The 23,049-nt window shown below is 70.7% G+C and carries 28 protein-coding genes and 1 pseudogene; 13 read left to right on the forward strand and 16 right to left on the reverse strand.

The features are described 5' to 3' along the window. The 7 genes from NMK34_RS23740 to NMK34_RS23770 all read right to left on the reverse strand — a co-directional run bounded on the left by NMK34_RS23740 (position 1) and on the right by NMK34_RS23770 (position 6,917). Positions 1–834 (reverse strand): carbohydrate ABC transporter permease, encoded by an 834-nt coding sequence (locus NMK34_RS23740; RefSeq protein WP_318335273.1) that lies wholly within the window; start codon positions 832–834, stop codon positions 1–3. Beyond that, the gene (locus NMK34_RS23745; protein WP_318335274.1) at positions 831–1,817 is read right to left on the reverse strand and encodes a sugar ABC transporter permease; all 987 of its coding nucleotides are present in this window, start codon (positions 1,815–1,817) and stop codon (positions 831–833) included. Before NMK34_RS23745 ends, NMK34_RS23740 begins: the two co-directional genes overlap by 4 nt. Beyond that, the gene (locus tag NMK34_RS23750) at positions 1,814–3,106 is read right to left on the reverse strand and encodes a sugar ABC transporter substrate-binding protein (protein ID WP_135241589.1); all 1,293 of its coding nucleotides are present in this window, start codon (positions 3,104–3,106) and stop codon (positions 1,814–1,816) included. Before NMK34_RS23750 ends, NMK34_RS23745 begins: the two co-directional genes overlap by 4 nt. Before the next feature lie 222 nt (positions 3,107–3,328). Then, complete coding sequence (locus tag NMK34_RS23755) at positions 3,329–3,613, reverse strand: GlsB/YeaQ/YmgE family stress response membrane protein (protein ID WP_030503112.1); 285 nt, start codon at positions 3,611–3,613, stop codon at positions 3,329–3,331. 253 nt (positions 3,614–3,866) lie between these two features. Next, complete coding sequence (locus tag NMK34_RS23760; RefSeq protein WP_013287984.1) at positions 3,867–4,154, reverse strand: GlsB/YeaQ/YmgE family stress response membrane protein; 288 nt, start codon at positions 4,152–4,154, stop codon at positions 3,867–3,869. Positions 4,155–4,376: 222 nt separating this feature from the next. Then, positions 4,377–6,254: a translation elongation factor 4 gene (lepA, locus tag NMK34_RS23765; RefSeq protein WP_282310913.1), complete on the reverse strand. Its 1,878-nt coding sequence runs from the start codon at positions 6,252–6,254 to the stop codon at positions 4,377–4,379. Positions 6,255–6,380: 126 nt separating this feature from the next. After that, positions 6,381–6,917: a DUF4240 domain-containing protein gene (locus NMK34_RS23770; protein WP_135241591.1), complete on the reverse strand. Its 537-nt coding sequence runs from the start codon at positions 6,915–6,917 to the stop codon at positions 6,381–6,383. Between NMK34_RS23770 and NMK34_RS23775 the strand changes: the two genes are divergently transcribed. Further along, positions 6,916–7,992, forward strand: coding sequence for an aminoglycoside phosphotransferase family protein (locus NMK34_RS23775; RefSeq protein ID WP_318335275.1), 1,077 nt, complete (start codon positions 6,916–6,918; stop codon positions 7,990–7,992). The two genes, NMK34_RS23770 and NMK34_RS23775, sit on opposite strands and share 2 nt — an antisense overlap. A 215-nt stretch (positions 7,993–8,207) precedes the next feature. After that, positions 8,208–8,474, forward strand: a complete 267-nt coding sequence (rpsT, locus tag NMK34_RS23780; RefSeq protein ID WP_013287988.1) for a 30S ribosomal protein S20 — start codon at positions 8,208–8,210, stop codon at positions 8,472–8,474. 287 nt (positions 8,475–8,761) lie between these two features. On the opposite strand, the gene NMK34_RS23785 is transcribed toward rpsT, so the two are convergent. From NMK34_RS23785 to NMK34_RS23795, 3 genes and pseudogenes are all read right to left on the reverse strand, one after another. Continuing rightward, positions 8,762–9,193, reverse strand: coding sequence for a hypothetical protein (locus NMK34_RS23785; RefSeq protein ID WP_318335276.1), 432 nt, complete (start codon positions 9,191–9,193; stop codon positions 8,762–8,764). Beyond that, positions 9,190–10,170, reverse strand: a complete 981-nt coding sequence (gene holA / locus NMK34_RS23790) for a DNA polymerase III subunit delta (protein WP_318335277.1) — start codon at positions 10,168–10,170, stop codon at positions 9,190–9,192. The genes NMK34_RS23785 and holA overlap by 4 nt, the downstream gene beginning before the upstream one ends. Before the next feature lie 122 nt (positions 10,171–10,292). After that, a pseudogene (locus NMK34_RS23795) lies at positions 10,293–10,532 on the reverse strand (competence protein ComEC); the annotation flags it as partial. 118 nt (positions 10,533–10,650) lie between these two features. On the opposite strand from NMK34_RS23795, the gene NMK34_RS23800 reads away from it, so the two are divergent. The 9 genes from NMK34_RS23800 to NMK34_RS23840 all read left to right on the forward strand — a co-directional run bounded on the left by NMK34_RS23800 (position 10,651) and on the right by NMK34_RS23840 (position 17,649). Next, the gene (locus NMK34_RS23800; protein ID WP_318335279.1) at positions 10,651–11,490 is read left to right on the forward strand and encodes a hypothetical protein; all 840 of its coding nucleotides are present in this window, start codon (positions 10,651–10,653) and stop codon (positions 11,488–11,490) included. Positions 11,491–11,564: 74 nt separating this feature from the next. Further along, positions 11,565–11,729 (forward strand): hypothetical protein, encoded by a 165-nt coding sequence (locus NMK34_RS23805; protein WP_318335280.1) that lies wholly within the window; start codon positions 11,565–11,567, stop codon positions 11,727–11,729. 5 nt (positions 11,730–11,734) lie between these two features. Then, positions 11,735–13,000, forward strand: a complete 1,266-nt coding sequence (locus NMK34_RS23810) for a hypothetical protein (protein ID WP_318335281.1) — start codon at positions 11,735–11,737, stop codon at positions 12,998–13,000. Positions 13,001–13,230: 230 nt separating this feature from the next. Further along, positions 13,231–13,359 carry a hypothetical protein gene (locus tag NMK34_RS23815; RefSeq protein WP_318335282.1) on the forward strand — a complete coding sequence of 43 codons (129 nt, stop codon included), beginning with the start codon at positions 13,231–13,233 and terminating at the stop codon, positions 13,357–13,359. Then, complete coding sequence (locus NMK34_RS23820; RefSeq protein WP_318335283.1) at positions 13,356–13,850, forward strand: hypothetical protein; 495 nt, start codon at positions 13,356–13,358, stop codon at positions 13,848–13,850. The genes NMK34_RS23815 and NMK34_RS23820 overlap by 4 nt, the downstream gene beginning before the upstream one ends. Positions 13,851–13,865: 15 nt before the next feature. After that, positions 13,866–14,333: a hypothetical protein gene (locus NMK34_RS23825; RefSeq protein ID WP_318335284.1), complete on the forward strand. Its 468-nt coding sequence runs from the start codon at positions 13,866–13,868 to the stop codon at positions 14,331–14,333. Positions 14,334–14,335: 2 nt separating this feature from the next. Further along, positions 14,336–15,289, forward strand: coding sequence for a hypothetical protein (locus NMK34_RS23830; protein ID WP_318335285.1), 954 nt, complete (start codon positions 14,336–14,338; stop codon positions 15,287–15,289). A gap of 80 nt (positions 15,290–15,369) precedes the next feature. After that, a complete protein-coding gene (locus NMK34_RS23835; protein WP_318335286.1) occupies positions 15,370–17,304 on the forward strand; it encodes a hypothetical protein in 1,935 nt (644 codons plus the stop codon). A gap of 90 nt (positions 17,305–17,394) precedes the next feature. After that, positions 17,395–17,649, forward strand: a complete 255-nt coding sequence (locus tag NMK34_RS23840) for a hypothetical protein (protein ID WP_318335287.1) — start codon at positions 17,395–17,397, stop codon at positions 17,647–17,649. A 52-nt stretch (positions 17,650–17,701) separates the two neighbouring features. Here NMK34_RS23840 and NMK34_RS23845 read toward each other — a convergent pair whose 3' ends face one another. Next, complete coding sequence (locus NMK34_RS23845) at positions 17,702–17,962, reverse strand: hypothetical protein (RefSeq protein ID WP_318335288.1); 261 nt, start codon at positions 17,960–17,962, stop codon at positions 17,702–17,704. A 1,099-nt stretch (positions 17,963–19,061) separates the two neighbouring features. Between NMK34_RS23845 and NMK34_RS23850 the strand changes: the two genes are divergently transcribed. Continuing rightward, entirely contained in the window at positions 19,062–19,304 is a 243-nt protein-coding gene (locus NMK34_RS23850; protein WP_318335289.1) for a hypothetical protein, read from the forward strand. 31 nt (positions 19,305–19,335) lie between these two features. After that, positions 19,336–19,803: a hypothetical protein gene (locus tag NMK34_RS23855; RefSeq protein ID WP_318335290.1), complete on the forward strand. Its 468-nt coding sequence runs from the start codon at positions 19,336–19,338 to the stop codon at positions 19,801–19,803. Positions 19,804–19,864: 61 nt separating this feature from the next. Here NMK34_RS23855 and NMK34_RS23860 read toward each other — a convergent pair whose 3' ends face one another. The 5 genes from NMK34_RS23860 to NMK34_RS23880 form a co-directional block, all read right to left on the reverse strand. Continuing rightward, the gene (locus NMK34_RS23860) at positions 19,865–20,107 is read right to left on the reverse strand and encodes a hypothetical protein (protein WP_318335291.1); all 243 of its coding nucleotides are present in this window, start codon (positions 20,105–20,107) and stop codon (positions 19,865–19,867) included. Between the two features lie 231 nt (positions 20,108–20,338). Continuing rightward, complete coding sequence (locus NMK34_RS23865) at positions 20,339–20,575, reverse strand: hypothetical protein (RefSeq protein ID WP_318335292.1); 237 nt, start codon at positions 20,573–20,575, stop codon at positions 20,339–20,341. Next, positions 20,572–20,835 carry a hypothetical protein gene (locus NMK34_RS23870; protein ID WP_318335293.1) on the reverse strand — a complete coding sequence of 88 codons (264 nt, stop codon included), beginning with the start codon at positions 20,833–20,835 and terminating at the stop codon, positions 20,572–20,574. The genes NMK34_RS23865 and NMK34_RS23870 overlap by 4 nt, the downstream gene beginning before the upstream one ends. Positions 20,836–20,901: 66 nt before the next feature. Further along, positions 20,902–22,491: a hypothetical protein gene (locus tag NMK34_RS23875; protein ID WP_318335294.1), complete on the reverse strand. Its 1,590-nt coding sequence runs from the start codon at positions 22,489–22,491 to the stop codon at positions 20,902–20,904. A 44-nt stretch (positions 22,492–22,535) separates the two neighbouring features. After that, positions 22,536–23,048 carry a hypothetical protein gene (locus tag NMK34_RS23880; RefSeq protein ID WP_318335295.1) on the reverse strand — a complete coding sequence of 171 codons (513 nt, stop codon included), beginning with the start codon at positions 23,046–23,048 and terminating at the stop codon, positions 22,536–22,538. Position 23,049: the final 1 nt, after the last annotated feature.

Raw genomic sequence — 23,049 nt, forward strand, 5'->3', positions numbered from 1 at the left:
TCAGCCCTTCACCGCTCCCGCGACCAGGCCGGAGACCATCCGGCGCTGCACCAGCAGGAAGAAGACGATCACCGGCAGGGTGAACAGCGTGGACGCCGCCATCACCGAGCCCCAGGCGGTGTCGTCGCGGCCGAAGAAGAACGTCATCGCCACCGGCAGCGTGTACTTCTGCTGGTCGTTGATGAAGGTCAACGCGAAGATCAGCTCGTTCCACGCGGTGATGAACGAGAAGATGCTGGTGGCGACCAGGCCGGGCGCGACGAGCGGGAACAGCACCTTGCGGAACGTCTGGGCCCGGCTGGCGCCGTCGATGGCGGCGGCCTCCTCCAGTTCCTTCGGCACCGCCGCGACGAAGCCACGCAGCATCCAGACCGCGAACGGCAGCGAGAAGCCGAGGTACGTGAGGATCAGGCTGGGCAGCGTGTTGTAGAGGCCGAGCCGCTGGATCATCAGGAACAGCGGGATGACCAGCGCCTCCAGCGGGATCATCTGCACCACCAGCAGCATGATCAGGAACGTGGTGCGCAGCTTGAACCGGAACCGGGCCACGGCCGTCGCGGCGAGCAGCGCGACCAGCCCGCTCAGCAGCACCGTGGCCCCCGCGACGAGCACGCTGTTGAGGAAGAAGTCGGCGAATGTGACGCCCGGAATCAGGTTGCCGGTGAGGATCTCCCGGTAGTGCTCCAGCGTCGGCTCCGCCGGCACCGGCCGGGGCGTGGACGAGAAGATCTCCCGGTTGGGCTTCAGCGAGGTCGCCACCATCCAGTAGACCGGGAACGCGGCGAAGAGCGCGACCAGCAGGCCCGCGCCGTTGAGGGCGATCTTCTTCATCATTCGTCCTCCTGCCGCAGCACCATGCGGACGTACAGGGCGGTCACCACGAGCAGGATCACGGTGAGGATGACCGCGATGGCGGAGCCGAGGCCGTACTTGGGCGGTGGCGAGAACGCCTCCGCGTACGAGTAGATCGACAGCATGAACGTGGACCGGTCCTGGGTGCCGCCGGCCAGCACGAACTGCTGGGTGAAGACCTTGAAGTCCCAGATCGTGGAGAGCACCACGAGGATGCCGAAGACCGGCCGCAGCATCGGGAACGTGACCTTCCAGAACACCTTCCACGGCCCGGCGCCGTCGACCCGGGCCGCCTCCTGCAACTCCGTCGGCACGCTCTTGAGCCCGGCCAGCACGCTCACCGCGATGAACGGGAACGAGTGCCAGACCACCACGAGCGTCAGGATGGCGAAGAACAGCAGCGGGTCGTTGAACCAGCCGTACCCGGTCCAGTCGCTGCGCCCGAACAGGGCCGTGGACAGCCCGTCCGGGAGCTTGTTGAACAGCCACGTGACCAGGCCGCTCGTGTCATCGAAGATCCACTTCCAGACGATCGTGCCGGTCAGCGCCGGGGTGGCCCAGGCGAGCATCACGCAGCTCGCCACGAACGTGGCCATCTTCTTGCCCAGGCGGTTGAGCAGCAGCCCGACAAGCGTGCCGAGGATCATCGTGAGCGCCACGTTGGCGAGCGCGAACAGCACGGTGTTGCGCAGCACCGTACGGAAGAACGGGTCGCCGAGGATCTGCGCGTAGTTGGCCAGGCCGACCCACGGCCACTCGCGGTCGCCGCGCAGCTGCCGGACGCTGTCCAGCTTGTGGAAGGACATCCACACGACCTGGCCGAGCGGCCAGAGCAGCAGCACGGCGATGATCGCCAGGCAGGGCAGGAGGAGCAGGTACGGAAGGTGGTCCACCCGGCGACGGCGCCGCCGCGCGGGGGTCTCCCGCGCGGCGGCCTCGCCGGTGGCCTCGGTCAGCGTGGTCACTTGGCGTTGAGGATGCTTTCCATCTCGGTGGCCGCGTCGGCGGTGGCCTTCTCGACCGTCTTCTGGCCCTTGATGACCGAGCTGTTCATCGCCTGGGTCACCGTCTTGGTGCGGCTGACCTCGACCCACTTCGGGGTGAGCGGGGTCAGCTTGGTGTTCTGGATGGCGGTGGCGAACGCGGCCATCACCTTGTCGTTGGCGTAGTCGCCGCTGCTGACCAGGTCCTGGTAGACCGGGAAGAAGCCGAGGCTGCTGGCGAACTCCTTGTCCTTCTGCTTGCTCAGCAGCACGGTCATGTAGTCCCAGGCCAGCGCCTGCCGCTCGCTGTCCTTCCAGATGGCGATGTCGGAACCGCCGGCGAACGCCGGGGCGGGCTTGCCGTCCGGGCCGGGGATCGGGAACGTGCCCCACACCTTCTCGATGTCGGGGTTGTCCTTCTTCATCGCGCCGCCCTGCCAGCTACCGGCGAACGCCATGGCGGCCTTGCCGGTGGCGAACTGGGTACGGGCGTCGACCTCGTTCCACCCGGCGGCGGCCGGCGGGGCGACCTTGTGCACTGTCACCAGGTCGGTCCAGAACTTGACCGCCTTCTGCGCCTCGGGGGTGTTGTAGCCGGACTTCCAGCTGTCGCCCTCCTTGGTCGCGATCTCCCCGCCGGCACCCCAGAGGAAGGAGTAGAACGGCAGCTCGGAGTTGCCGGGCAGGGCGATGCCGTAGGTTCCCGGCTTCTTGGCCTGCACGGCCTTCGCGGCGGCGACCATCTCGTCCCAGTTCGTCGGCGTCTTCACGCCCGCCTCGGCGAACCAGTCGGTGCGGTAGTAGACGGCGCGCACGCCGGCGTACCACGGCACGCCGTACTGCTTGCCGTCGAGCTGGGCGTTCTTGACCAGGTCGGGCAGGATGTCCTTGCCCTCGGACCAGCCGTTGAACTTGTCCGAGACGTCGGCCAGGGCCTCCTGCGCGGCCCAGCCCTGGGTCTCGGTGTTCCCCAGTTCGGTGACGTCCGGGCCCTCCCCGCCGGCGAGCGCGGCCTGGAACTTCTTCGGCGCCTCGAGCCAGGGGATGTACTGCACCACGACGTCGGTCTCGGGGTGCTTCTTCTTGAACTCCGCCTCGACGCTGTCGAGGAACGTGGTCTGAGCGTCGCCGCCCTCACCCATCATCCACACAGTGAGCTTGCTGTTGTCGGCGGCCTTGTCGTCGTCGCCGGAGCCACCGCACGCGGTCAGCACCAACGCGGCCGACGCCACGATGGCGGTGACCGGAGCCAGCCGCTTCCACCTGTTCACGCCATATCTCCCTCAGGGCCGTTTGGCACTAACCTTCTCCGCCGCACCTTAGTAGGAAAATTTCCTTTACAACAGGGGGTGTTGGTGACGGAGGGCACAGGCGACCGTATCGCAGCCGGAGGCCCGGCCGACATCGATGCCGTCCGGGCAGTTCCGGGCCGCACACGCCGACGGGCGCCCGGCCGGTGAGGCCGGGCGCCCGTCGAGGCGCGTGGTGCGGGGTCAGTAGCGCGAGACGCCGCGGCGACGGCCGACGCCCGCCACCAGGGCCACACCGATCGCGGCGAAGAGCACCTGCAGCATCAGCTCGCGCCAGTCGATACCGGCGGTCTCGGCGAAGCCGGAGGCCCGGGCCACGATCGTGCCCAGAAGCGCGGCGCCGACGCCGATCAGCATGTGCAGCCACATCGGCATGTTCTGCCGGCCCGGCACGACCAGCCGGCCCAGCGCGCCGACGATCAGACCAACGACCAGCGCCGTGATGATGCCCCAAACGGTGAGCTCCATGGTCGCCCTCCTCCTTAAGATCCGGTCACACGTTTTTGTGTGGTTACTGTCGTGATCGCTAAGTTCCCGACCGCCCGGAAATCCAAACCGACTCCGATGACGAATTGTTCAGACGTACCCTGACCTGCTGCTTAACCCCGAAACCGGGCGCGGCGGGCGGGCGCAGCACACCGACGGGGTTCAATGCGCCGAATACGCCGACGGGCGCCCGGCCGCATCGGCCGGGCGCCCGTCGAGGCGCGTGGTGCGTCGATCAGTAACGCGAGACGCTGCGGCGGCGGCCGACGCCGGCCACCAGGGCCACGGCGATGGCGGCGAGCACGACCTGCACGGCCAGCTCGGCCCAGTCGATGCCGGCGGTCTGCGTGGCGATGCCGAGCGCGCGGGCCAGGACGGTGCCCAGCAGTGCGGCGCCGACACCGATCACCATGTGCAGCCACATCGGCATGTTCTGCCGGCCCGGCACGACCAGCCGGCCCAGCGCGCCGACGATCAGACCCACGACGAGCGCGGTGATGATGCCCCAGACGGTGAACTCCACGGTCGGTCCTCCTAAAGCGATTTCGCACGTTCTGTGCGGTTGCTGTCGTGACCGCTAAGTGCCCGACGCATCGAAAACCGAAACCGGCAACATCGACCGCCACTCCCCCGGCCGGGACGAACCCGCAGGCGGGAGCGCTGCCACCAGCTGAAAATTTCCTGGGTACACGAACCGGCCGGCGCCCCCGCGAGGGGACGCCGGCCGGTTCGTGGACTCTGGCGGCTACTTCTTGCCGGCGGGCTTGCCGTCGCCGGAGTCGGACGAGAGCGCCGCGATGAACGCCTCCTGGGGGACCTCCACCCGGCCCACCATCTTCATCCGCTTCTTGCCCTCCTTCTGCTTCTCCAGCAGCTTGCGCTTCCGGCTGATGTCACCGCCGTAGCACTTGGCGAGCACGTCCTTGCGGATCGCGCGGATGGTCTCCCGGGCGATCACCCGGCTGCCGATGGCCGCCTGGATCGGCACCTCGAACTGCTGGCGCGGGATCAGCGTGCGCAGCTTCGCCGCGATCGTCGTGCCGTACGTGTACGCCTTGTCCTTGTGCACGATCGCGCTGAACGCGTCGACCGGCTCACCGTGCAGCAGGATGTCGACCTTCACCAGGTCGGACGCCTGCTCGCCGGAGGGCTCGTAGTCCAGCGACGCGTACCCCTTGGTGCGGCTCTTGAGCTGGTCGAAGAAGTCGAAGATGATCTCGGCCAGCGGCAGCGTGTACCGCAGCTCCACCCGGTCGGCGGAGAGGTAGTCCATGCCGAGCAGGCTGCCCCGGCGGCCCTGGCACAGCTCCATCACCGCGCCCACGTAGTCGTTCGGGGTCAGCACCGTGGCCCGCACCGTCGGCTCGTACACCTCGGCGATCTTGCCGGTCGGGTACTCGCTCGGGTTGGTGACCACGATCTCCTCGCCGTCCTCCTGGATGGCCCGGTAGACCACGTTCGGCGCGGTGGAGATCAGGTCGAGGTTGAACTCCCGCTCCAGCCGCTCCCGGATGATCTCCAGGTGCAGCAGGCCGAGGAAGCCACAGCGGAAACCGAAGCCCAGCGCGCCGGAGGTCTCCGGCTCGTAGACCAGCGCGGCGTCGTTGAGCTTGAGCTTGTCCAGCGCCTCACGCAGGTTCGGGTAGTCCGAGCCGTCGATCGGGTAGAGCCCCGAGTAGACCATCGGCTTCGGGTCCTTGTAGCCGCCGAGCGCCTCCTTGGCCGGGTTGCCGTTGATGGTGACCGTGTCACCGACCCGGGACTGGCGCACGTCCTTCACGCCGGTGATCAGGTAGCCCACCTCGCCGACGCCGAGCGCGTCGGCCTTGACCATCTCCGGCGAGATGACGCCGATCTCCAGCAGCTCGTGGACCGCGCCGGTGGACATCATCTTGATCCGGTCCCGGGCCGAGATCCGGCCGTCGATGACCCGGACGTACGTGACCACGCCCCGGTAGACGTCGTACACCGAGTCGAAGATCATCGCGCGGGCCGGCGACTCGGCCTCGCCCACCGGCGGCACGAACTGCCGGACGATCTCGTCCAGCAGGTAGGGCACGCCCTCGCCGGTCTTGCCGGAGACCCTGATGCAGTCCGCCGGGTCGCCGCCGATCAGGTGGGCCAGCTCCTCGGCGTACTTCTCCGGCTGCGCGGCCGGAAGGTCGATCTTGTTGAGCACCGGGATGATGTGCAGATCGTTCTCGAGCGCCAGGTAGAGGTTGGCGAGCGTCTGCGCCTCGATGCCCTGCGCGGCGTCGACGAGCAGGATCGCGCCCTCGCAGGCGGCCAGCGAACGGGACACCTCGTAGGTGAAGTCCACGTGGCCCGGGGTGTCGATCATGTTGAGCACGGCTGTCTCGCCGGCCCGGTCGCCCTCGCGGATCGTCCACGGCATCCGCACGGCCTGGCTCTTGATGGTGATGCCGCGCTCGCGCTCGATGTCCATCCGGTCCAGGTACTGCGCGCGCATCTGCCGGGGGTCGACCACACCGGTGAGCTGCAACATCCGGTCGGCCAGGGTCGACTTCCCGTGGTCGATGTGGGCGATGATGCAGAAGTTCCGGATGCGCGCCGGGTCGGTGGCACCAGGAGCGTTCGCGCCGGGATCGAGCGTCGGTGGCACAGCGGTCCGTTCTGGTCGGCTGACGTGAGCGGGCCGGCGCGCCGCCGGCCCCCTCCATGGTCCCACGTCGCCCGGCGCGCGCCCGGGCTCCCCCTTCACTCCACCGCTATTCCACGGGTGGCTGGACTATTCCACGGGTGGCTCGACGAAGAGTGCGGCCAGCCTCGGCAGGCGGCGGCGGGCCTCCTCCTCGTCGTCGAAGTCCCAGAAGTCGTTCAGGTCGGGCACCGGAACCGGGTCGCGCTCGGCCGGCAGGTCGGACGCGGTGGCCTTCCGGTACGCGTCCCACGGCACCGCCAGCATCTGCTCGCACTCGAACTCCTCGCCGCTGAGTGCCGCCGCGCGGACCTGCGGCAGCTCGGCCAGCGCGTCCGGGTCGCCGACCGCCCGCGCGAACACCGCCCGGCCCTGCGTCATCAGCCAGCCCCGGAAGTACTCGAAGCCGTCGTCCGAGGCGCCGCCGTTGATGAGGTAGGCCGCGCCCCACAGGTCGACCTTGTAGGAGGCGGCGAGCACCCGCCGCTGGTGGTGGGCGTAGCCGACGATCTCCTCCGGGTCGCGCTCGGCCAGCAGCGCGACCGCCCGGGCGGCCACCGCGTCGGGCTCTCCCCCGGCGCCGGCGCGGGCGTCGTCGATCAACTGCCAGAACTCGTCGGTCCTCATGGCAGGCAGTCTGGCAGAGCCCACCGACGCGCCGGTTCGCCGCGCGCCGCCGGTGCGGCAGCATGGTGCGGTGCGCCCGATCTCCCTACCTCCGGTTCCGTACGGGTCGACAGCCGTCCGGCCCGGCTGGGCCGACCTGCCGGCCGGGTTGCGGGACGCGCTGTCCGCCCGGATCGGCGGCGAACCGTCAGCGGTACGGGTGACGGGCGGCGGATTCACCAGCGGCTTCGCCGCCGCGCTGACCGGCCCCGCCGGGGAGCGCGTGTTCGTCAAGGCCGCGGCACTGCACGGGCAGCGGCACCTGGTCGACTGGTACGCCCACGAGGCGGCGATCCTGGCCCGGCTCCCGGCCGGCCTGCCGGTGCCCCGGCCGCGCTGGGCGGTCACCGAGTCCGGCTGGTACGCGCTCGCGCTCGACGCGATCGACGGGCACACCCCCGCGTTGCCCTGGGCGCCGGCCGAGCTGGACGCCGCCCTCGCCACGTACGCCGAAGTCGCCGCCGCGCTCGCCGAGCCGCCCGCGGAGCTGGCCGCGCTCCGGCTCCCCCGCCTCGCGGACCTGGCCCGCGACGAAATCCTCTGGTGGGGCGAGGTGGCCGCCGGGCGCGAGCCGCTGCCCGAACCGGCGGCCGGCGCCCCGCTGGCCGAGTTGGTCGCGCTGGAGTCGCGGCTGCCCGGGTACGCCGACGCGGCCCCCGGCCTGGCCCACGGCGACCTGCGGGTGGACAACCTCCTGATCGACCCCGACGGCCGGGCCTGGCTGTGCGACTGGCCCTGGCTCTGCCACGGGCCGGCCTGGTTCGACCTGGCCGGGCTGCTGCTCACCGCCTACGCCGGCGGCTTGGACGCGGACGCCGCGTTCGCCGGTCACCCGGCGGCGGCGGGAGCACCCGCCGACGCGCTGGACGTGACGCTCGCCGCGCTGGCCGGGTACTTCCTGACCGGCGCCGCGGCCGGACCGTCGAACGCCTCCCCGCACCTGCGCGCCCACCAGCGGTGGAGCGGGGAGCAGGCGCTCGGTTGGCTGGCCGAGCGGCAGGGCTGGTCCTGGGCACGCCCCACCCCTTCCCCTTGATCCACACCAGTTCGGCGAGGTGGCGGCATCCCACGGGCCCTGACCACACCACCTCCCCGACGTGGCGCGCCGCCCGACCAGGCTGGATGGGGCTGGGCAGAGGCGTTTTGGCTCGTCCGGGGCCGACCTGGTAGCCTGGCTTTTCGCGCGGCGATGACGCATGCTCGTCGTGCGCGAAAGCAGACCAACCCGAGCTATCAAGACGAGGCTGTCGCGTGGCGAACATCAAGTCCCAGATCAAGCGCAACCGGCAGAACGAGAAGCGCCGGCTGCGTAACAAGTCGGTCAAGTCGTCGCTGAAGACCGCCATCCGGAAGTTCCACGAGGCTGCCGAGGCGGGCGACACCGAGAAGGCCACCGTGCTCATGCGTGAGGCCACCCGCAAGCTGGACAAGGCTGCCAGCAAGGGTGTCATCCACTCGAACCAGGCGGCCAACCGGAAGTCGGCGATCGCCAAGCGCGTCGCCTCGTTCTCTGCCTGACCAGCGCTACAGATCCCACCGGAAGCCCCGGGGCCACCGCGCCCACGGGGCTTCCGCCTGTCCCCCTCCCCGCCGCGCGCGCGGAGATCTTGGACGATTTCGGCCCCTCTGGGGGCCATTTCGTACCAAGATCTGCGGAGTGATCGGGCCCCGGTGGCGTCTTCGGCGGTCGGTCCGGCGGGAAAACGTGGGGCGTCCGGGGGGCGCGGGGCGCGGTGTCGGGAGGCGCAGCGCCGGGCCTCTGGAGGGGCAGCGCGGGGTGTCGGGAGGGCGCAGCGCGGTAGGCGCTACTGCTCGTTCGGGTGGTCGAACGTCGCGCGTTGCGGGTGGTGGTAGCGGACGCCCCGGGAGTCGGTGGTCGTGCCGTCCGGCCATGCGCGGGCGCTCGTGGGCACCCGGGCGCGGCCGACCACCGGCTCCATCTGGCGGCGGAAGCGGTCCCGCTCCTGCTCGGGTACCTGCGCCGCGGTGCGGACGACCATCTCGGCCACCACGTCGTTGAGCTTGACCATCGCGGCCACCGCGATCGGCAGCACCAGCACCGCCCACCAGCTCACCAGCTCGGCGAGCGCGAGCAGGACGGCCAGCGCCACCGCGCCCTCGAAGAAGAGGAAGCAGAGCACCCCGCCCGGGTTGACGAAGCGCAGTCCCAGCACCCGGGCGTAGAGCGGGCGGTACCGCTCCTCGTCCGTGGCCACCGTCGACCACGCTCGGGTCACCGGGCGCCGCCCTGCCGGGCCGCGGCCACCGAGAACACGGCCCGCTCCAGCGCGTACGCCCGGTCGTCGGCGCCGCCCTTGACCGCCGCGTTGCACTCGGCCGCCACCCGCATCGCCTCGACCAGGCCCTCGGGCGTCCAGCCCCGGGCGCGCACCTGGGCCTTCTCGATCTTCCAGGCCGGCATGCCGAGCGTCTTCGCCAGCTGGAACGCGCTGCCCCGGCCGGCGGCGGCGACCCGGGCGACGGTCCGTACGCCGTCGGCCAGCGCATCGGCGATCGGCACCGGGTCCACGCCGACGTGCAGCGCCCACCGCAGCGCCTCCAGCGCGCCGGGTACGTCACCGACCATCGTGGCGTCGGCGACGGTGAAGCCGGTGACCTCGGCCCGCCCTCGGTAGTAGCGGGCGACGGTGTCCGCGCCGATCCGCCCGTCGGTGTCGGCGACCAGTTGCGAGCAGGCGGCGGCCAGCTCACGCATGTCGTTCCCGACGGCGGCGACCAGGGCGTCGGCCGCGTCGGGCGTGCACTTGCCACCGATGCGGCGGATCTCGTCCCGCACGAAGGCGGCCCGCTCCCGGTCGCCCTTCAGCTTCACCGCCGGCACCACTGTGGCGCCCGCCGCCCGCAGGCCGTCGGCGAACACCTTGCCCTTGGCCCCGCCCAGGTGCAGCACCACGAGCTGCACGTCCGGGTCTGGGTTCTTCGCGTACGCCAGCAGCGCGGTGGAGAGGTCCTTGCGGGCGTCCTGCCCGGAGCGGAGCACGAGCACGCGGCGACCGCCGAACAGCGACGGGCTGAGCATCTCGGCGATCTCGCCGACGGTGAGCGTGCCGGCCTGGTATTCCCGTACGTCGACGTCGGGGTCGACCTCGCGGGCCCGGGCGACGGCTTCGGTGACCGCTCGCGTGGCGAGCAGCTCCTCGTCGCCGAGGACGAGCACAATAGGAGGCAGGTCGGCGGGGGTCACGTCGCCCATACTCGCACGCCCTCCGACCCGGCCGGGCCTGCTCATCGGGGACTGTGACGGCGCAGCCCGCACACAGCGCAAATCCAGACATTTGACTTGATTCAGCATCTACCGCAACAAGATCCCCTGGTTCAGCGGGGCCGTCCCGACTCGGCGCCCCGCTTCACCACCGCGAGACCGCCACCCGCCCGGACCGCCGCGACGTCCCCGTCGGTGTCGGTACGCAGCACCCGCGCACCAGCCCGGGTCAGCCGGTCCAGCAGCCCGGCGTTTGGGTGCCCGTAGTCGTTGTCGACGCCCACGCTCACCAGCGCCACCGCCGGACGTACCGCGGCCAGGAACTCCGGCGCCTGGTACGCGGACCCGTGGTGCCACAAACATCAACTAGAACATCAGATGCGAATGGTGTCCGGGTCAATAAGACGGGCCCGGCAGGTGTGCGACCACCTGTTGACCCGGGCCCTTGATCGACTGCGAAGGAGTCGACCCATGACCATCATGGCATCTGCGCCCGTCCCCCCGGCGTCCCGTCTCATCGACGCGGACACCGCCGACATCGCGGCGATCCGCAAGGCGGACACCAACCAGGGCCGCTTCCCGATGAACAAGTCGTACGTCGGCCGGGCCGCGGTGCCGGTCGAGCCGTCCGCCGAGATGCTGAAGCTGGGCCGCCGGGCGTGGGAGCTGAGCCGCACCTCGCCGACCCCGCTGAGCGACAAGCAGCTCGCGGTTCGGCTCGGCACCAGCGTCACGGCGATCGAGGAGTCGGTGCTGGCGTACCTGCGCAGCAGCGCCGACCTCGCCGCCTCCGTCCAGATGGGCCGCTCCGTCGACGCCCGCCTGGAGGCGGACCCGCACGCCACGACGGCCGAGGTCGCCGCCGACCTGGGCATCACCATCGACGAGGCCCTGGACGCCCGGCACAACCTGATCTGCTGGGAGGAAGGCGCGACCCGCCTCATCCGCCTCCCCGAGACGGTGGAGGGCCGGACCAACTTCCTGGGTCGCCCGCTCGTGCGGTGCGGCGTCGACTGGTGCACCGGCAACTGCACGTTCGACGACGACTTCGCCAAGGGCGAGTTCGCGCACAACCGGACCATCGTCGACGACCAGGTCGCCGACGGGTCGAGCATCGGGGAGTCCCGGCGGCTGTTCGTGCAGCTCCAGGAGTTCCACTCGCCGATGCTCAACGACAACGAGGAGCCGTCGGTCTACCTGTCGACCGGCGACACCGACGAGTACGGGGCGAAGCTGACCCTGGACGAGGCCGAGCGGATGGCCCTGGCGATCCTGGCCGGCGTCCGCGCCGTCCGTCAGGCCCGCGACTGATCACGCCTGGGCAGGTCGGCCGCACGGTCGACCTGCCCGCCGGACCTTCAACGACACCGGAAGGAGGCTGACCCATGAACGAGCCGACCCTGTTGGAGCTGATCCGCGAGTACGGCCGAGCGATGGACGCGGCCGGCCGGCACGACGCCCGGGGCAGCGCGGCGGCGGGGCCGATGGCGCGGACCGCGGAACGCCTCATGGATGAGATCGAGCGACGCCTCAGTCAGGGCGGTCGGTGATCCCGGTGACCGACACCCGCAACACTGACCCGCTGGCCGTCTGGGGCGAGCGCATCGCCCTCGGCGCCGCCGTCCTGCTCACCGCGAAGGGCGAGTTCGACCTCGCGGTCATGGCCCACTTCGCCCCGGGCATCGCCTGGATCTTCCCGGTGATGCTCGACGTGTACGTGATCACCGCGTTCCACAAGCGCCGCTGGCTCGACGTGATTATCAGCTTCAGCCTGATGCTGTTCAGCCAGGCCGCCGTTCACCTCGTACCGGTGTGGATCGACTTCGACGGCGGCGAGCAGGCCCCGTGGGGTCTGGTTCTGGCGGTGGCGTGCATCGCCCCGATCGTCGTGGTGCGGGTGAAGGCCCTCACCGGCAAGACGGCGGCCGAGCGGGAGGCGGAGGCCCGCGACTACCAGCTCGCCGCCGACGCCCGGGAGGCCCGGGCGGAGGCGGAAGAGGCGACCCGGAAGGCGGCGGAAGAGCGCGCCGGCCGGGAGGCGGAAGAGCGGAAGCGGAAGGCCGCCGAGGAGCGCGTCGAGGCGGAAGAGCACAACCGGAAGAAGGCGGAAGAGCAGGCGGAAGAGGACCGGAAGGCGCTCGACCTCTTCCGGTCCCGGCATGCGGAAGAGCGCGCCGAGGAGGACCGGAAGAACCGCGAGCAGGTGACCCTCCTGAAGGCGCAGCACGCCGAGGCCGCGGCCCGGTTCCGGCAGCAACTCGACGAGGCGCAGTCGGCGGGGCGGGAGGCCCGCGAGCAGGCCGCCAAAGTCTCCGATGAATCCTCCAGAACCGCAGGTCAGCTGGAGGAGGCCCGGCGGATGGCCGAGCAGGCGGTGGCCGACAAGGTGACCGCCGAGCAGCACGCCGCCGCCGTCGAGCAGTCGCGTCAGGCCGTCGTGGAGGAGTTGGCGCGGGTGCGCGCCGCCCACGATCGGCTGCTGCGGAAGGCGGAAGAGGCGGACCGGAAGAGCGCCATCTCTTCCGGTTCCGGAAACCGGAAGAGCAACCGGAAGAGCGCGGTCTCTTCCGGTGCGGAAGACCGGAAGAGCATCGCCGCCGTTCCGGTTGCTCTTCCGGTCCCGGCACCGGAAGACGTGCCCGCTCTCCCGGGCGTGAGCGCCGACCTGGTGGCCCGCGTAGTCGCCGCGTTGGAGGCGGAGCCGGCGGCGACGCAGGCGCGGCTGGCGGAACTGGCGGGGACGTCGGAGCGGTCGGTGCGGAACGTGCAGAAGGCACTGGCGGCCGTCCCGGCCGCCGACGACGACCGCGCCGCGGTCTGAGAGGAGACAGGTCAATGGCCAAGCGAACCGAGCTGTGCGAAACGTGCCGCGAGCCCATCGAGTACGTCGACGTGAAAGACCCGTACTGGCGGCACGTGGGGGCGACGACGCACCCGGCCAGGCGGAAGACCAGCAAGTAGACCCCCGGGGCGGCGGTTCAACCGACCAAAGCAGCGCCGCCGCCCCGGGCCCCCTACCGAGATCCGAAGACCCACGGAAGGACCCTCATCATGCCCCACCAGCCCCCGCAGGCGCCGCCCCGGCCCGCCACCATCGGCCCCACCGTGTACGCGGCGATCGTGCTGGCGTTCATGGTCGGCACCCTGCTCGGCACCATCACCGGGATGGTGGCCCTGTGACCGTCACCAACGGCCGGCGCGTCACAGTCGGTAACTCTCCACTGTCCAGTGGACAGTTCCAGACGGACCCCCGTGAGCGCGAAACCGCCCCGCCGGCGCCCGAGACTCTCCACTCTCCGATCACCGCCAGTGACGCCGGCCCGGGATGGACAAGCCGCGCGGCGGGATGGCTCAGGGGGTTCTTCGCCCTGCCGTCGCCGCTCGCCGAGCGGGCCCCCGCCGTCGAACAGATCCTCGACTACGCCCGCAACGCGCCCTGGACCGCCCGCACCGACGGACCGCTCCGGGCCGCCGGGGTGGCGTTCTGCTGGCTCGTCGCCGTACCCGCCGTCGTGGCGCTGCGCGTCGCCGAGTGGCCGTTCACCCGGCCATCCCGGCTCCTGTTCACCGCTCTCACGGTGAAGCTGCTCGCCGAGCTGCCGCCGGTCGAGTGGTTCACCGACCACATCGTCAAGCCCGGCGCCGACTGGGCGCTCTGGCTGTTCCTCTGAGAAGGAGGCCACCCCGTGGCTAAGAACAAGACCATCAAGAACATCCGCCAGAAGGGAGTGAAGATCCTTGCGTGGCTGTCCTTTGGCATCGCCTTCCTCGGTGGTGCGTTCGGCGCCGAGACGTTCGTCGGCGACGTCATCGAGACGGTGCTGGAGGCACTGCCGTGGAAGTGGCTGCCGGTCCTGCTTCTGATCGTCGCCTTCGTCGGATCCCTGATCGACGCGTTCATCGACGGCATCCCCAACTGGTTCGCGGTCATCTCGGCGATCGTCGGCCCGTCGATCGCCACCGCCGTCGACGGCAAGTTCGGCGACACCGTCTCCGGGTGGGGTGACTCCGCTCAGGAGTGGGTGAACGCGGCCCTGACGGAGTGGACCGGCGAGCAGTCGGCGGTCGGGCTGACGCTGGCGTGCATCGTCGCGTCGCTGCTGATGGCCCGCCGGGTCATCAAGAAGTCGTCCAGCTCGACCGCGGAGGCGTGACCATGGATCCGATCTTCTGGGTGCTCGTGTTCGCGTGGATGCTGCAGCGCGGCGTCACCGACGGCCTGTACGCCTACCGCGGCAAGCCGAACCCCCGCTACGAACTGAAGAAGGCCCGCGCTCAGGCGGCCGGGCAGCCGACGCCGGCGCAGCCCCGCTACATGACCGGCGACTGGTTCAAGGATCTGTACTCCGACGCCCTGGTCGCGAACACCGACAAGCGGCGGGCGAAGGTCAAGGCGAAGGCGCAGCCGGTCGACGACATGGTCGACGTGGCCGGTGTCCGCCCCACCGAGTCCGCAAGGGAGGAGCGGGAGCCGGAGTGGCTGACCCCCGACCCGGACGAGCTGGACGGGTCGGAGCCGGTGGTGCACGACGACACGTCGACGTCCCGCGCCAACGCCGGCAAGTGGAGCTGGTCGTGCCGCCGGCCGGGCTGCCCCGGCAAGGGGTTCGACTACGACACCGAAGACCAGGCCCGCGCCGGAGCCGCCGCGCACCGCTGCAAGGACACCGACTCCCGCCCGGCGGAGGGCGTGCAGATCCTCGGCGGCAACAAGCCCGCCCCCACCGCCAACCCCGTACCCGAGCCCACCCCGGCCGGCGAGCAGCCGAAGCTCGCCACCGTCATCCCGATGTTCCCGATTCTGAAGGAGCCCACCATGTCGAACGCCGAGATCACCGGCCTGCCCACCGCCATCGCCTTCGCGCAGGGCATGGCCAGCGCCCACCGCGCCGCGTCCACCGCCGGTGGTGAGCAGTACGTCGCCGCGCTGCGCAGCTTCGAGGTCGGCGACGGCACCATCGCCACCGTCGCCACCGCCCGCGAGCTGTCCGCGCAGGCCGCCGCCGCGTGGGAGCGGGCCGCCGCCGAGATCGGCAAGCAGAACACCGTCAAGGAGGCGTACCAGGCGGTGCCGGACGCCGGCAACAAGCGGTTCGTCACCGGCGAGTAACCCCGGCTGCCGCCGTGCGGCGCAGACCCCCGGGCCTGCGCCGCCGCGGTGGAAGCCGGGACACCTTGAAGGAGACAGGAATGAGTGACGTCGAGGTGCCCGAGCAGGGCATCCCCCGAATGGCTGTGGACCTGCGGGCGCAGCGCGCCCCGCACATCGCGGTGGGCGCCCTGGTGCTGGCTGCCGGCGCGGCCCGTCTCGCCGTGCACACGGTCGGGCATGAGGCGGAGGTCGCCCGCTGGACGGCCATGACGGCGTTCGTGGTGGCCGTGGTTGCGGCCACCACCATCAGCCGGAAGCGGCGGGTGTTCGGACGCAAGGCCACCGCCCGCGCGCTGGCGTTCGTCGGGGTGGCCGCCGTGTGGCTGACCACCGTCGCGACCGTCGGCCTGAGCCTCGGCGCCGTTGGGGTGCTGATGGCGCTCGGGTACGGGCTGCACCTGCACTGGTGGCGGGAGAACCGCATCGAACCGGTCACCGAGCCGGTGGTGCTGCGGGCGTACACCGACCTGTGGCACGACAACCTGTCGGGTGTGGGCGGGCCGCTGGCCGGTACGCAGGTGCTGTCGGAGCGGCCCGTCGCGGGCGGCATGCGGTTGACGGTGCGGCTGGTGCCCGGCAAGCAGGAGTTGGCCACGGTGACTGGGGCGCTGGGGAAGATCCGCACCGGGCTTGGGCTGCGGCCCACCGACGAGCTGATGGCCGAGCACCACCCGAGGCGCGACCAGTCGTACATCCGGGTCACCATCCTGGAGAAGTCGCCGGTGCTCACCCGCGACAACGTGTGGCCCGGCCCGATCACCTACAACCCGAGGACCGGGCGGGTGGCGCTCGGCCCGTTCGTCGACGGCGACGGGTACGCCCAGTGGCAGGTGTACACCAACAACAGCATCTGGGGTGGCTTCCTCGTCGGCGGGCAAGGATCCGGGAAGACCCGCATGGTCGAGGGCATCGTTATGTCGGTGGTGGAGTCCACGCCGACGGTGGTGTGGTTCGCCGACGGGCACGGCGAGACCGGCGCGTCGTCGAAGCTGCTGCGCGACCACTGCGACTACTTCGCCGGCACCCCCGACCAGTTGCGGATCATGCTTGCGGGCGCGCACCTGGTCGCCGCCGCCCGGTTCGACGACATGCTGCTCGACGACCTGGAGGGGTTCACCCCCACCGACGACCGGCCCGGCCTGATCATCGTCATCGACGAGTGCCACCGGTTCTTCTGCCACGACGACATCCAGGAGCTGGCCGCGAACCTGATCACCGAATACCGGAAGGTGGGCATCACGATCATTGCCGCCACCCAGTCGGGGAACCTGGACCGGGCGTTCGGCACCGGCAAGCACGCCGACGTGCTGCGGTCCGCTTTGCTCACCGGCAACGGGGTGGTGCTGCGCATCAAGTCCGGGTCGATCAAGGACGTCCTGAAGCTGGCCTACGACCCGCGTGACTTCCCGCCCATCCCCGGCTACGCGCGGATGGTGGATGAGGAGCGGGGGGCGGCGTTCCGCGGCTTCCGGGTCACCGACGAGCAGATCGCGACGCTGCCGAAGCGAATGCGGTGGCGCAGCCTCAGCGCGGCGGAAGGTGCGGCGTTCGGTCCGGGCTACGCCGACCGGAAGGGTGTGCGGGGGAAGGCGAAGGCGGACGCACTGCGGCGGCGGCAGGCACGGCAGGCGGGTGTCCACATTCCGGCGCCCGCCCCGACCTCCGCCGCCGGGCCCCCGGCGGCGCCGCAAGCCCAGGCGGTGGCGGAACTGCTGGAAGACGTGGTGTTCCCGGTGTGGCCGGGATCGGTCGAGCCGGAGTTCGAGCCGACGGACAGCCACCGGAAGGTGCTCGACGCGATCGGTGCCGGCCGTCAGCAGCCGAAGGACGCCATGGAGGCGGCTGGGATCGGCTCGTCTCGCTTCTACAAGCTGGCGGGGGATCTGCTCGCCCACGGCTACGTGGTGAAGGAGGGCCGCGGTCCGGCGGCGAAGTACCGGCTGACGGAGCGGGCATTGATCCAGGCTGCGTGACCCGACACGGCGGCAGGCCATCCCACGATTGGAGTGCCTGCCTTCTTGACCGAGCACAATGAATCCCCCACCGACCACGAGGGAGAAGTCATGCCTGGCACGGACCCGATGAACGACGCCCGCACCTACGCCGACATGGCCAAGAGCAACGCCAACGAGGCCGTCGCGGCGAACGTCGCCGCCGTCGCTCAAGCCTTCGCCACGATCGCCCTGGTCAACGAATTGCGTGCCCTGCGGCAGACCCTTGATGGGCTCAAGGGCGCCGTCACCGACACCGGCGGGTACAGCTCCGCGGACCACCTGCGAAGCATCAACGAGTGGGTCGAGCGGATCGCCAAGGCCTGAGCCGCAGCACCGCTGAACGGCCCGCCGGGTTCGCCCCGGCGGGCCGTTCGTGTCACCGCTCGGCGATCTTCTTCAAGAAGTCGGCGATGTAGTGGAGATTGGCCCCTGCGTTGCCGCCACCGTGCGGGTCAACCAGGGCTTCGCCCGCCCACGACACGGCCTCCCTCAACTCCCGCATCTCGTGAGCAACCGCCAGCAGCCCTAACGTCACGGCCTCCAGGCGCAGGGCCTGCGCCTTGTCTGGGGCAGTATCCGAGTCCTGAGCGAGGGCGATGTAGTTCTCGGCCCGTTCGATGGGATCAAGCTTCGGCACGACGCGGCTCCCTGTCGGTTCGAGGACGTTTCCTCCGCGATCGTGTCGACCAACCCATTGTGTTCAGCCGGTCTGTCGCCTACCGGACAGGTCGGCCCTCGCCGCCTTCCGGCGGCGAGGGCCGAGTCACGATCGCTACCAGCCGATCGTGGGCCCGCGGTACGGAACCTTGATGGTCACATCGTGACCGCAAGGCTTCGCGACCGCCCGAATGAGCGTCGCCCGAGCCCTCCGAGGAAAGTCAATGTCGCTCTCCTCGAAGGGTTCGAGACTTGACACCGGGGTGCCACACTCCGGACATGGGCCGTTGCCCTTGCCGTACTCCTCCACGCCTTGATCCTTCCAGTGTGTCTGGACACGGTGTGGGTGGGCACATCCATGATCCGCGATCCGCAAAACCGCAGCCAGGAATGTGGGGGTCGACACACTGGACGGCCCGTCAGGATCACGTTGGCGCGGTAGCCGTGATCAGCCCAGGAACACCTCCGCCAGCTTGGCACCAGCGAGGATGAGCCCGCACGCCGCGGCGACCATAGCCGCTACCTCGGCGCAGCGGGTCAACCGCGACTTACCTCGCACTGCATCCGGCGCCGGCAGGCGTTCCCGCCTGCAGTCGTCGTTCGTTACGCCCATGCCTGTTCCCTTCGCTGAGGTCAGGCCCGTGGGGCGGGTGCCGGTCGCATGGACCCCGCCCCACGGACATGCTGGGCCTGAATGCCCTTCGCGAGCGATCAACGCAGGGAGATGCGGTCCCGGTCGCACAGCGGGTGCGCCTGGGGCGCTTGACAAAGCCGAAGCTGCGAGCTCCTCTCGGCCGTAACTTCGCTCGCCTGACCGAGCGTTGACATCATGTGAGCACCGCACAACGCCTTCGCGCTCAGATCGCTGCCCACACCAGATGGGCGAACGCGGCCGACCGCGGCAGGGCGACAGCCGCCGCGCGGGCCGCCTTCCTCGCCCGCTTCGAGCGCGCGGTGGATCCGAACAACGAGCTTGACCCGGCCGAGCGCGCTCGGCGAGCCGCATCCGCAAAGAAGGCGTACTTCCTGCGGCTCGCGCTCAGGAGCGCCGCCGCTCGCCAGGCCAGAAGAGGTCCGCGATGAATGTTCATCGGAGGTTGCGGACCCCCGACGAGATCCGTGCCGCCGGCGCCGACGCCGTGAGCGGGTGGGAGATCCCGGACCACGTCGTGGAGCAGCTCGTCACCCTGATCAGCCCCGTCGCCGCCGACGTGCAGGCGAGCCGGGGCGACACGGCGGTCGACGCCGCTGGACATGCGACAGCGCCCCAGCCCGACCGAAGCCCGGCAGAGGCGCTGTCGCATATCGGGCAGGGGATGTGACACTTCGCGCGCGGCAACTATCGTGCCGCGCATGCGCACCCGCCTCATCCCCGGCGCGGCCGTCCTGGTCGCCCTCGCCCTCACCGGCTGCTCCGGCAGCGATGAGCCGCCGGCCGCGACACCCACCACCGGCTCCCCGGCCGCTTCCGCGAGCAGCAGGCCACCCGTCGACGGCGGCACGTTCGACAGCCCGCTGCTGCTCGTCGAGGCACTCAACAAGGGCGGCGTCGCCTGCAAGAACTACGAGGCCATCGCTCAGCCGCAGGGCGCGGTGGCGCGCGGCCGCTGCTACGTCGGCGCGGACGAGTACACCATTGGCATCTATGCCTCGGCCGCCGACGCCCGCGCGCAGCCCGACTTCCAGGCAGAGCTGCTGGAGGGCGTGTCGGACGTGGACATGGTCTTGGGCCGGAACTGGACGGTCGGTTGCCCGGGTCCGACGACGTGCCGGGAGGTGGCTGAGGCGCTGGGTGGGGAGGTGTTCCACGAGCCAGCCTGACCCGAAACGACGAAGCGCCCCCGTCCGGCCGAAGCCGAGCGGGGGTGTTGTGTCGGGCGGGTCAGGACTGGCCGAGGTCCGGCCGCGGGGTGTGCTTGGCGAGGTAGCCGGTCACCAGGGTGATCGCGGCCGGGATCATCGGTGCGACGAACACCTCGATCACGTCGGGCAGGCCGGCGATCAGGTTGGTCGAGGTGATGCCGTTGAGGATGGCCAGCAGCGCGAGCGAGCCGAGGTACGTGGCCACGGTGGCCACCTTCACCTTGGTCTCGACCGGGGCGGCCGGGGCGGTGTACTGCGACATGACGTGTCCTCCTGGGTATGGTCCGATGGTGCAGCGGTAGGTACGGCCGCCAGACGGGCTGGCAGAGGTCCCGCAGCCGTGCCCGGATGGGTACGCCGACACGACCCCGGCCTGGGGTGCGTGCCCGGTCGAGAGCTGTAGAGAGATGGGCCGGCAGTGGCGCTGCCGGCGGCCGGGCTGCGGAAAGACCACGCAGCACCAGCACGAACACCGAGGTCGAGCTGCCTCCGGTTAGCAGCCGAGTTCGGCGTGCAGCTGCTCCACCTCCTGGGCGATGCGGGCACCCCGGTCCGTTTCCGGTGGCGGGCCGCCCTCCCCCAGCACCGAGAACAGCTCACACCAGCGCCGGTCCGCGACCTCCTGCGTGTGGTGCGTGTACCAGATGCCCGCCCCCGACACCGCCAGGACGGACACCAGCACGGCGAGCAGCGCGTACCAGAGCGGCACCGGCCGCCTGTGCGGGCTCACCGGTCACCCACCGACGGCACGGGAGACGGCGACGACGAGGGCGGCGGCGGCTCCGGCGATGCCGGAGCCGACGACAGCCCACCGCCCGGGATATGCCCCGCCAGCACGAGCTGCAGCACGCCGGGCCCGGCCATCAGCGCGGCGCTCACCAACAGGGGCGGCAGGCCAGCGCCCGTCTTCAGGCTGTACGCGAACCCCGCCAGCCCGGCCATGAGGGTGGCGAGATCCCGCACGAGCGGGATGCGCTGCTGCAGTGTCACTCACATTCCCTGCCTTCCGGTGGACCGGACCAGGCGGGCCTGGCGGTCGTCTGCGTGGTGTGTCGGTCAGGCGGCCAGGCGGGAGGCCAGTTCGTCGGCGACGCGCTGCGCCTGGTCGGTGGGCAGGTGCTCGGCGATCTGCTCGGCGAGCGTGGCCGGGTCGATGCCGGCGAGGACGCCGGCGATGATGGCCTGCTCGTCGGTGTCGTCCCGGCCGGCGGCGGCGAGCAGCACGGCCAGCGGCGACCCGTCGGCCGGTTTGAGGTAGCTGTCCTGCGCGCCGATCGGCGAGACGAGCCAGTTCCGCAGGTTCGCCATGTCCGCGAGGACGTGCCCGACGGTGCGGTTGGCGTTGTCGGTGCCGCGGGCGAGCTTCTCGGACTGCTCCATGTCGGTTTCCTCCACAGGGGTTGGGACCGGCACCGGGGTTGGTGCCGGGGGCTTGATGAGACCGATGGCGGTCAGGTAGCGGCGGAACAGCGGGGTGAGGTCACGGCCCGCCTTGGTGGCGTCGCGGAAGAAGCTGATGTGCGTGTGCCACAGGTGGGAGTCGTCGCCGGTGGTGCGCTTGCCGAGGCGGTCCCACCGCTTGACGGTCTTGCCGTCCGGCGAGTAGATGACCTCCCGGATGTCGCGGCAGTCCGGCGCGCCGGCCTTGCACTGCGCCACCAGCCACGCCGAGAAGGTCCGCAGGTTGTGGGTCTTGCCGCCGGCCCGGACGGAGAACGCGCCGATGTCCAGCGCCGACGCGTACTTCGACAGGCCGGTCCGGTCCCGGGACGACTCGACCACGGAGTAGTCCCGCGACACGACGCGGTCTGAGCCGCAGTGGTAGCCGCCTCGGTGGGCGGCGTCGCCGACGATGCCGACCGCGGCACCGGACAGGCCGTCGAGGTGGTTGAGCAGGAGCCGGCGCACGGCCAGCAGGTTGTCGGGTGCGGTGGTGGCCACCGGCGTCTCCTCCACGATGATGGTCTGCCAGGCCAGGCGGCCCGCCTCCGCGCCCGGGGCGGCCAGATCCCAGCTCTCCTTGTGGTACCAGCAGCAGGTCAGCGCCCCGTCGCTCTTGAGGGCGGCGACCATGGCGCGCATCCACGCCGTCTGGCCGGCCGCGCCGAGGTCGGACGCCAGCCGGGTCGCGCCCAGTTCGGCGACCAGGTACGGCACACCCAGCTCGACAGCGACCTGGCGAGGGATCGACAGCAGGTCGTCGGGGGTGCGGTACGTGAGGCCGTTGTTGTAGATGTCCCAGCCCACGAAGTCGACCGGGACGCGGGGCATCCAGCGGCGGTCACCGGCGTTGGCCTGCCACCAGAAGCGGGTGAAGGTCGGGCCGAGCCAGATTTCGTCTCGCATCGGCGCGCCGTCGAACGCGGGCACCAGCTCGGCCCAGGCGGCGTGGAACTGCTCGACGGTGGGGTCGCCGTCTTTCTGCTGCTCCGGCTCGTGGCTGCGCGTCAGGAACAGCGGCAGCCCGGCCGGCTTGCCGGCGGCCCAGGCGAGCACGTCGGCCATCGGGTTCGTCTTGTACGACAGATGGATCGTCACACCGGCGGCGACGAGCGGGCCCAGCACCGGCCCGTCCCACGCCGGCAGCAGCCTGCCGCCCTGCACGAAGACCCGCACCGCGCCGGTGCCCTGGTAGGTGTCGAGCATCGCCTTCGTTGTGCGCCCGCCAGGGCACCAGCCGACCAGCGTCATCAAGCACCTTCCACGGAAATCGTGTTGAGCTGCGACGCGTTGCCGAACGACGACCAGGTGTTGGTGCCCGTGTTCCGCACCACCGTGACGCCGACGGTGATCTTCCCCGTGGCCGCGGCGACGAAGAAGCCGCCCATCGGGGTGACGAATCCCAGATTCGCGGCGTACGACGGCACGATCTTCGAGTCGATCTGCGCGCCGCCGGACGTGACGCTGATGCCGGCCGCCCATCGCAGTCGGGCCACCGCCGAGTCACCCGAGCCGGTCGACTGGAACGACTGCACCGCCGCGGCCTTGTACCGCACCCCGACGATCGCGTCGAACGTCACCGACTGGATGACTGTCTCCGTGCCGGTGACGTTCGGGGAGGCGGTGTTACGGATGCTCTCGGCCACGAATCCCTTGCGGGACAACAGGTCGTCGACGTCCTGGGCGAGGGTCTGGAAGTGTTCCCAGATGCGGGTGTGGTCCGTGCTTGCCGGGTAGGTGATCCCCAGCGAGGTGTCAGGCATC

The organism is Micromonospora sp. BRA006-A (assembly GCF_033433935.1).
GTDB lineage: Bacteria > Actinomycetota > Actinomycetes > Mycobacteriales > Micromonosporaceae > Micromonospora > Micromonospora aurantiaca.

Coding starts and splice junctions, on each gene's coding strand:
- NMK34_RS23740 (WP_318335273.1), bottom strand. CDS start 834: ATGATGAAGAAGATCGCCCTCAACGGCGCGGGCCTGCTGGTCGCGCTC.
- NMK34_RS23755 (WP_030503112.1), bottom strand. CDS start 3,613: ATGGAGCTCACCGTTTGGGGCATCATCACGGCGCTGGTCGTTGGTCTG.
- NMK34_RS23775 (WP_318335275.1), top strand. CDS start 6,916: ATGGCAGGCAGTCTGGCAGAGCCCACCGACGCGCCGGTTCGCCGCGCG.
- NMK34_RS23770 (WP_135241591.1), bottom strand. CDS start 6,917: ATGAGGACCGACGAGTTCTGGCAGTTGATCGACGACGCCCGCGCCGGC.
- holA (WP_318335277.1), bottom strand. CDS start 10,170: ATGGGCGACGTGACCCCCGCCGACCTGCCTCCTATTGTGCTCGTCCTC.
- NMK34_RS23800 (WP_318335279.1), top strand. CDS start 10,651: ATGACCATCATGGCATCTGCGCCCGTCCCCCCGGCGTCCCGTCTCATC.
- NMK34_RS23805 (WP_318335280.1), top strand. CDS start 11,565: ATGAACGAGCCGACCCTGTTGGAGCTGATCCGCGAGTACGGCCGAGCG.
- NMK34_RS23815 (WP_318335282.1), top strand. CDS start 13,231: ATGCCCCACCAGCCCCCGCAGGCGCCGCCCCGGCCCGCCACCATCGGC.
- NMK34_RS23830 (WP_318335285.1), top strand. CDS start 14,336: ATGGATCCGATCTTCTGGGTGCTCGTGTTCGCGTGGATGCTGCAGCGC.
- NMK34_RS23835 (WP_318335286.1), top strand. CDS start 15,370: ATGAGTGACGTCGAGGTGCCCGAGCAGGGCATCCCCCGAATGGCTGTG.
- NMK34_RS23840 (WP_318335287.1), top strand. CDS start 17,395: ATGCCTGGCACGGACCCGATGAACGACGCCCGCACCTACGCCGACATG.
- NMK34_RS23850 (WP_318335289.1), top strand. CDS start 19,062: ATGAATGTTCATCGGAGGTTGCGGACCCCCGACGAGATCCGTGCCGCC.
- NMK34_RS23855 (WP_318335290.1), top strand. CDS start 19,336: ATGCGCACCCGCCTCATCCCCGGCGCGGCCGTCCTGGTCGCCCTCGCC.
- NMK34_RS23860 (WP_318335291.1), bottom strand. CDS start 20,107: ATGTCGCAGTACACCGCCCCGGCCGCCCCGGTCGAGACCAAGGTGAAG.
- NMK34_RS23875 (WP_318335294.1), bottom strand. CDS start 22,491: ATGCTCGACACCTACCAGGGCACCGGCGCGGTGCGGGTCTTCGTGCAG.
- NMK34_RS23880 (WP_318335295.1), bottom strand. CDS start 23,048: ATGCCTGACACCTCGCTGGGGATCACCTACCCGGCAAGCACGGACCAC.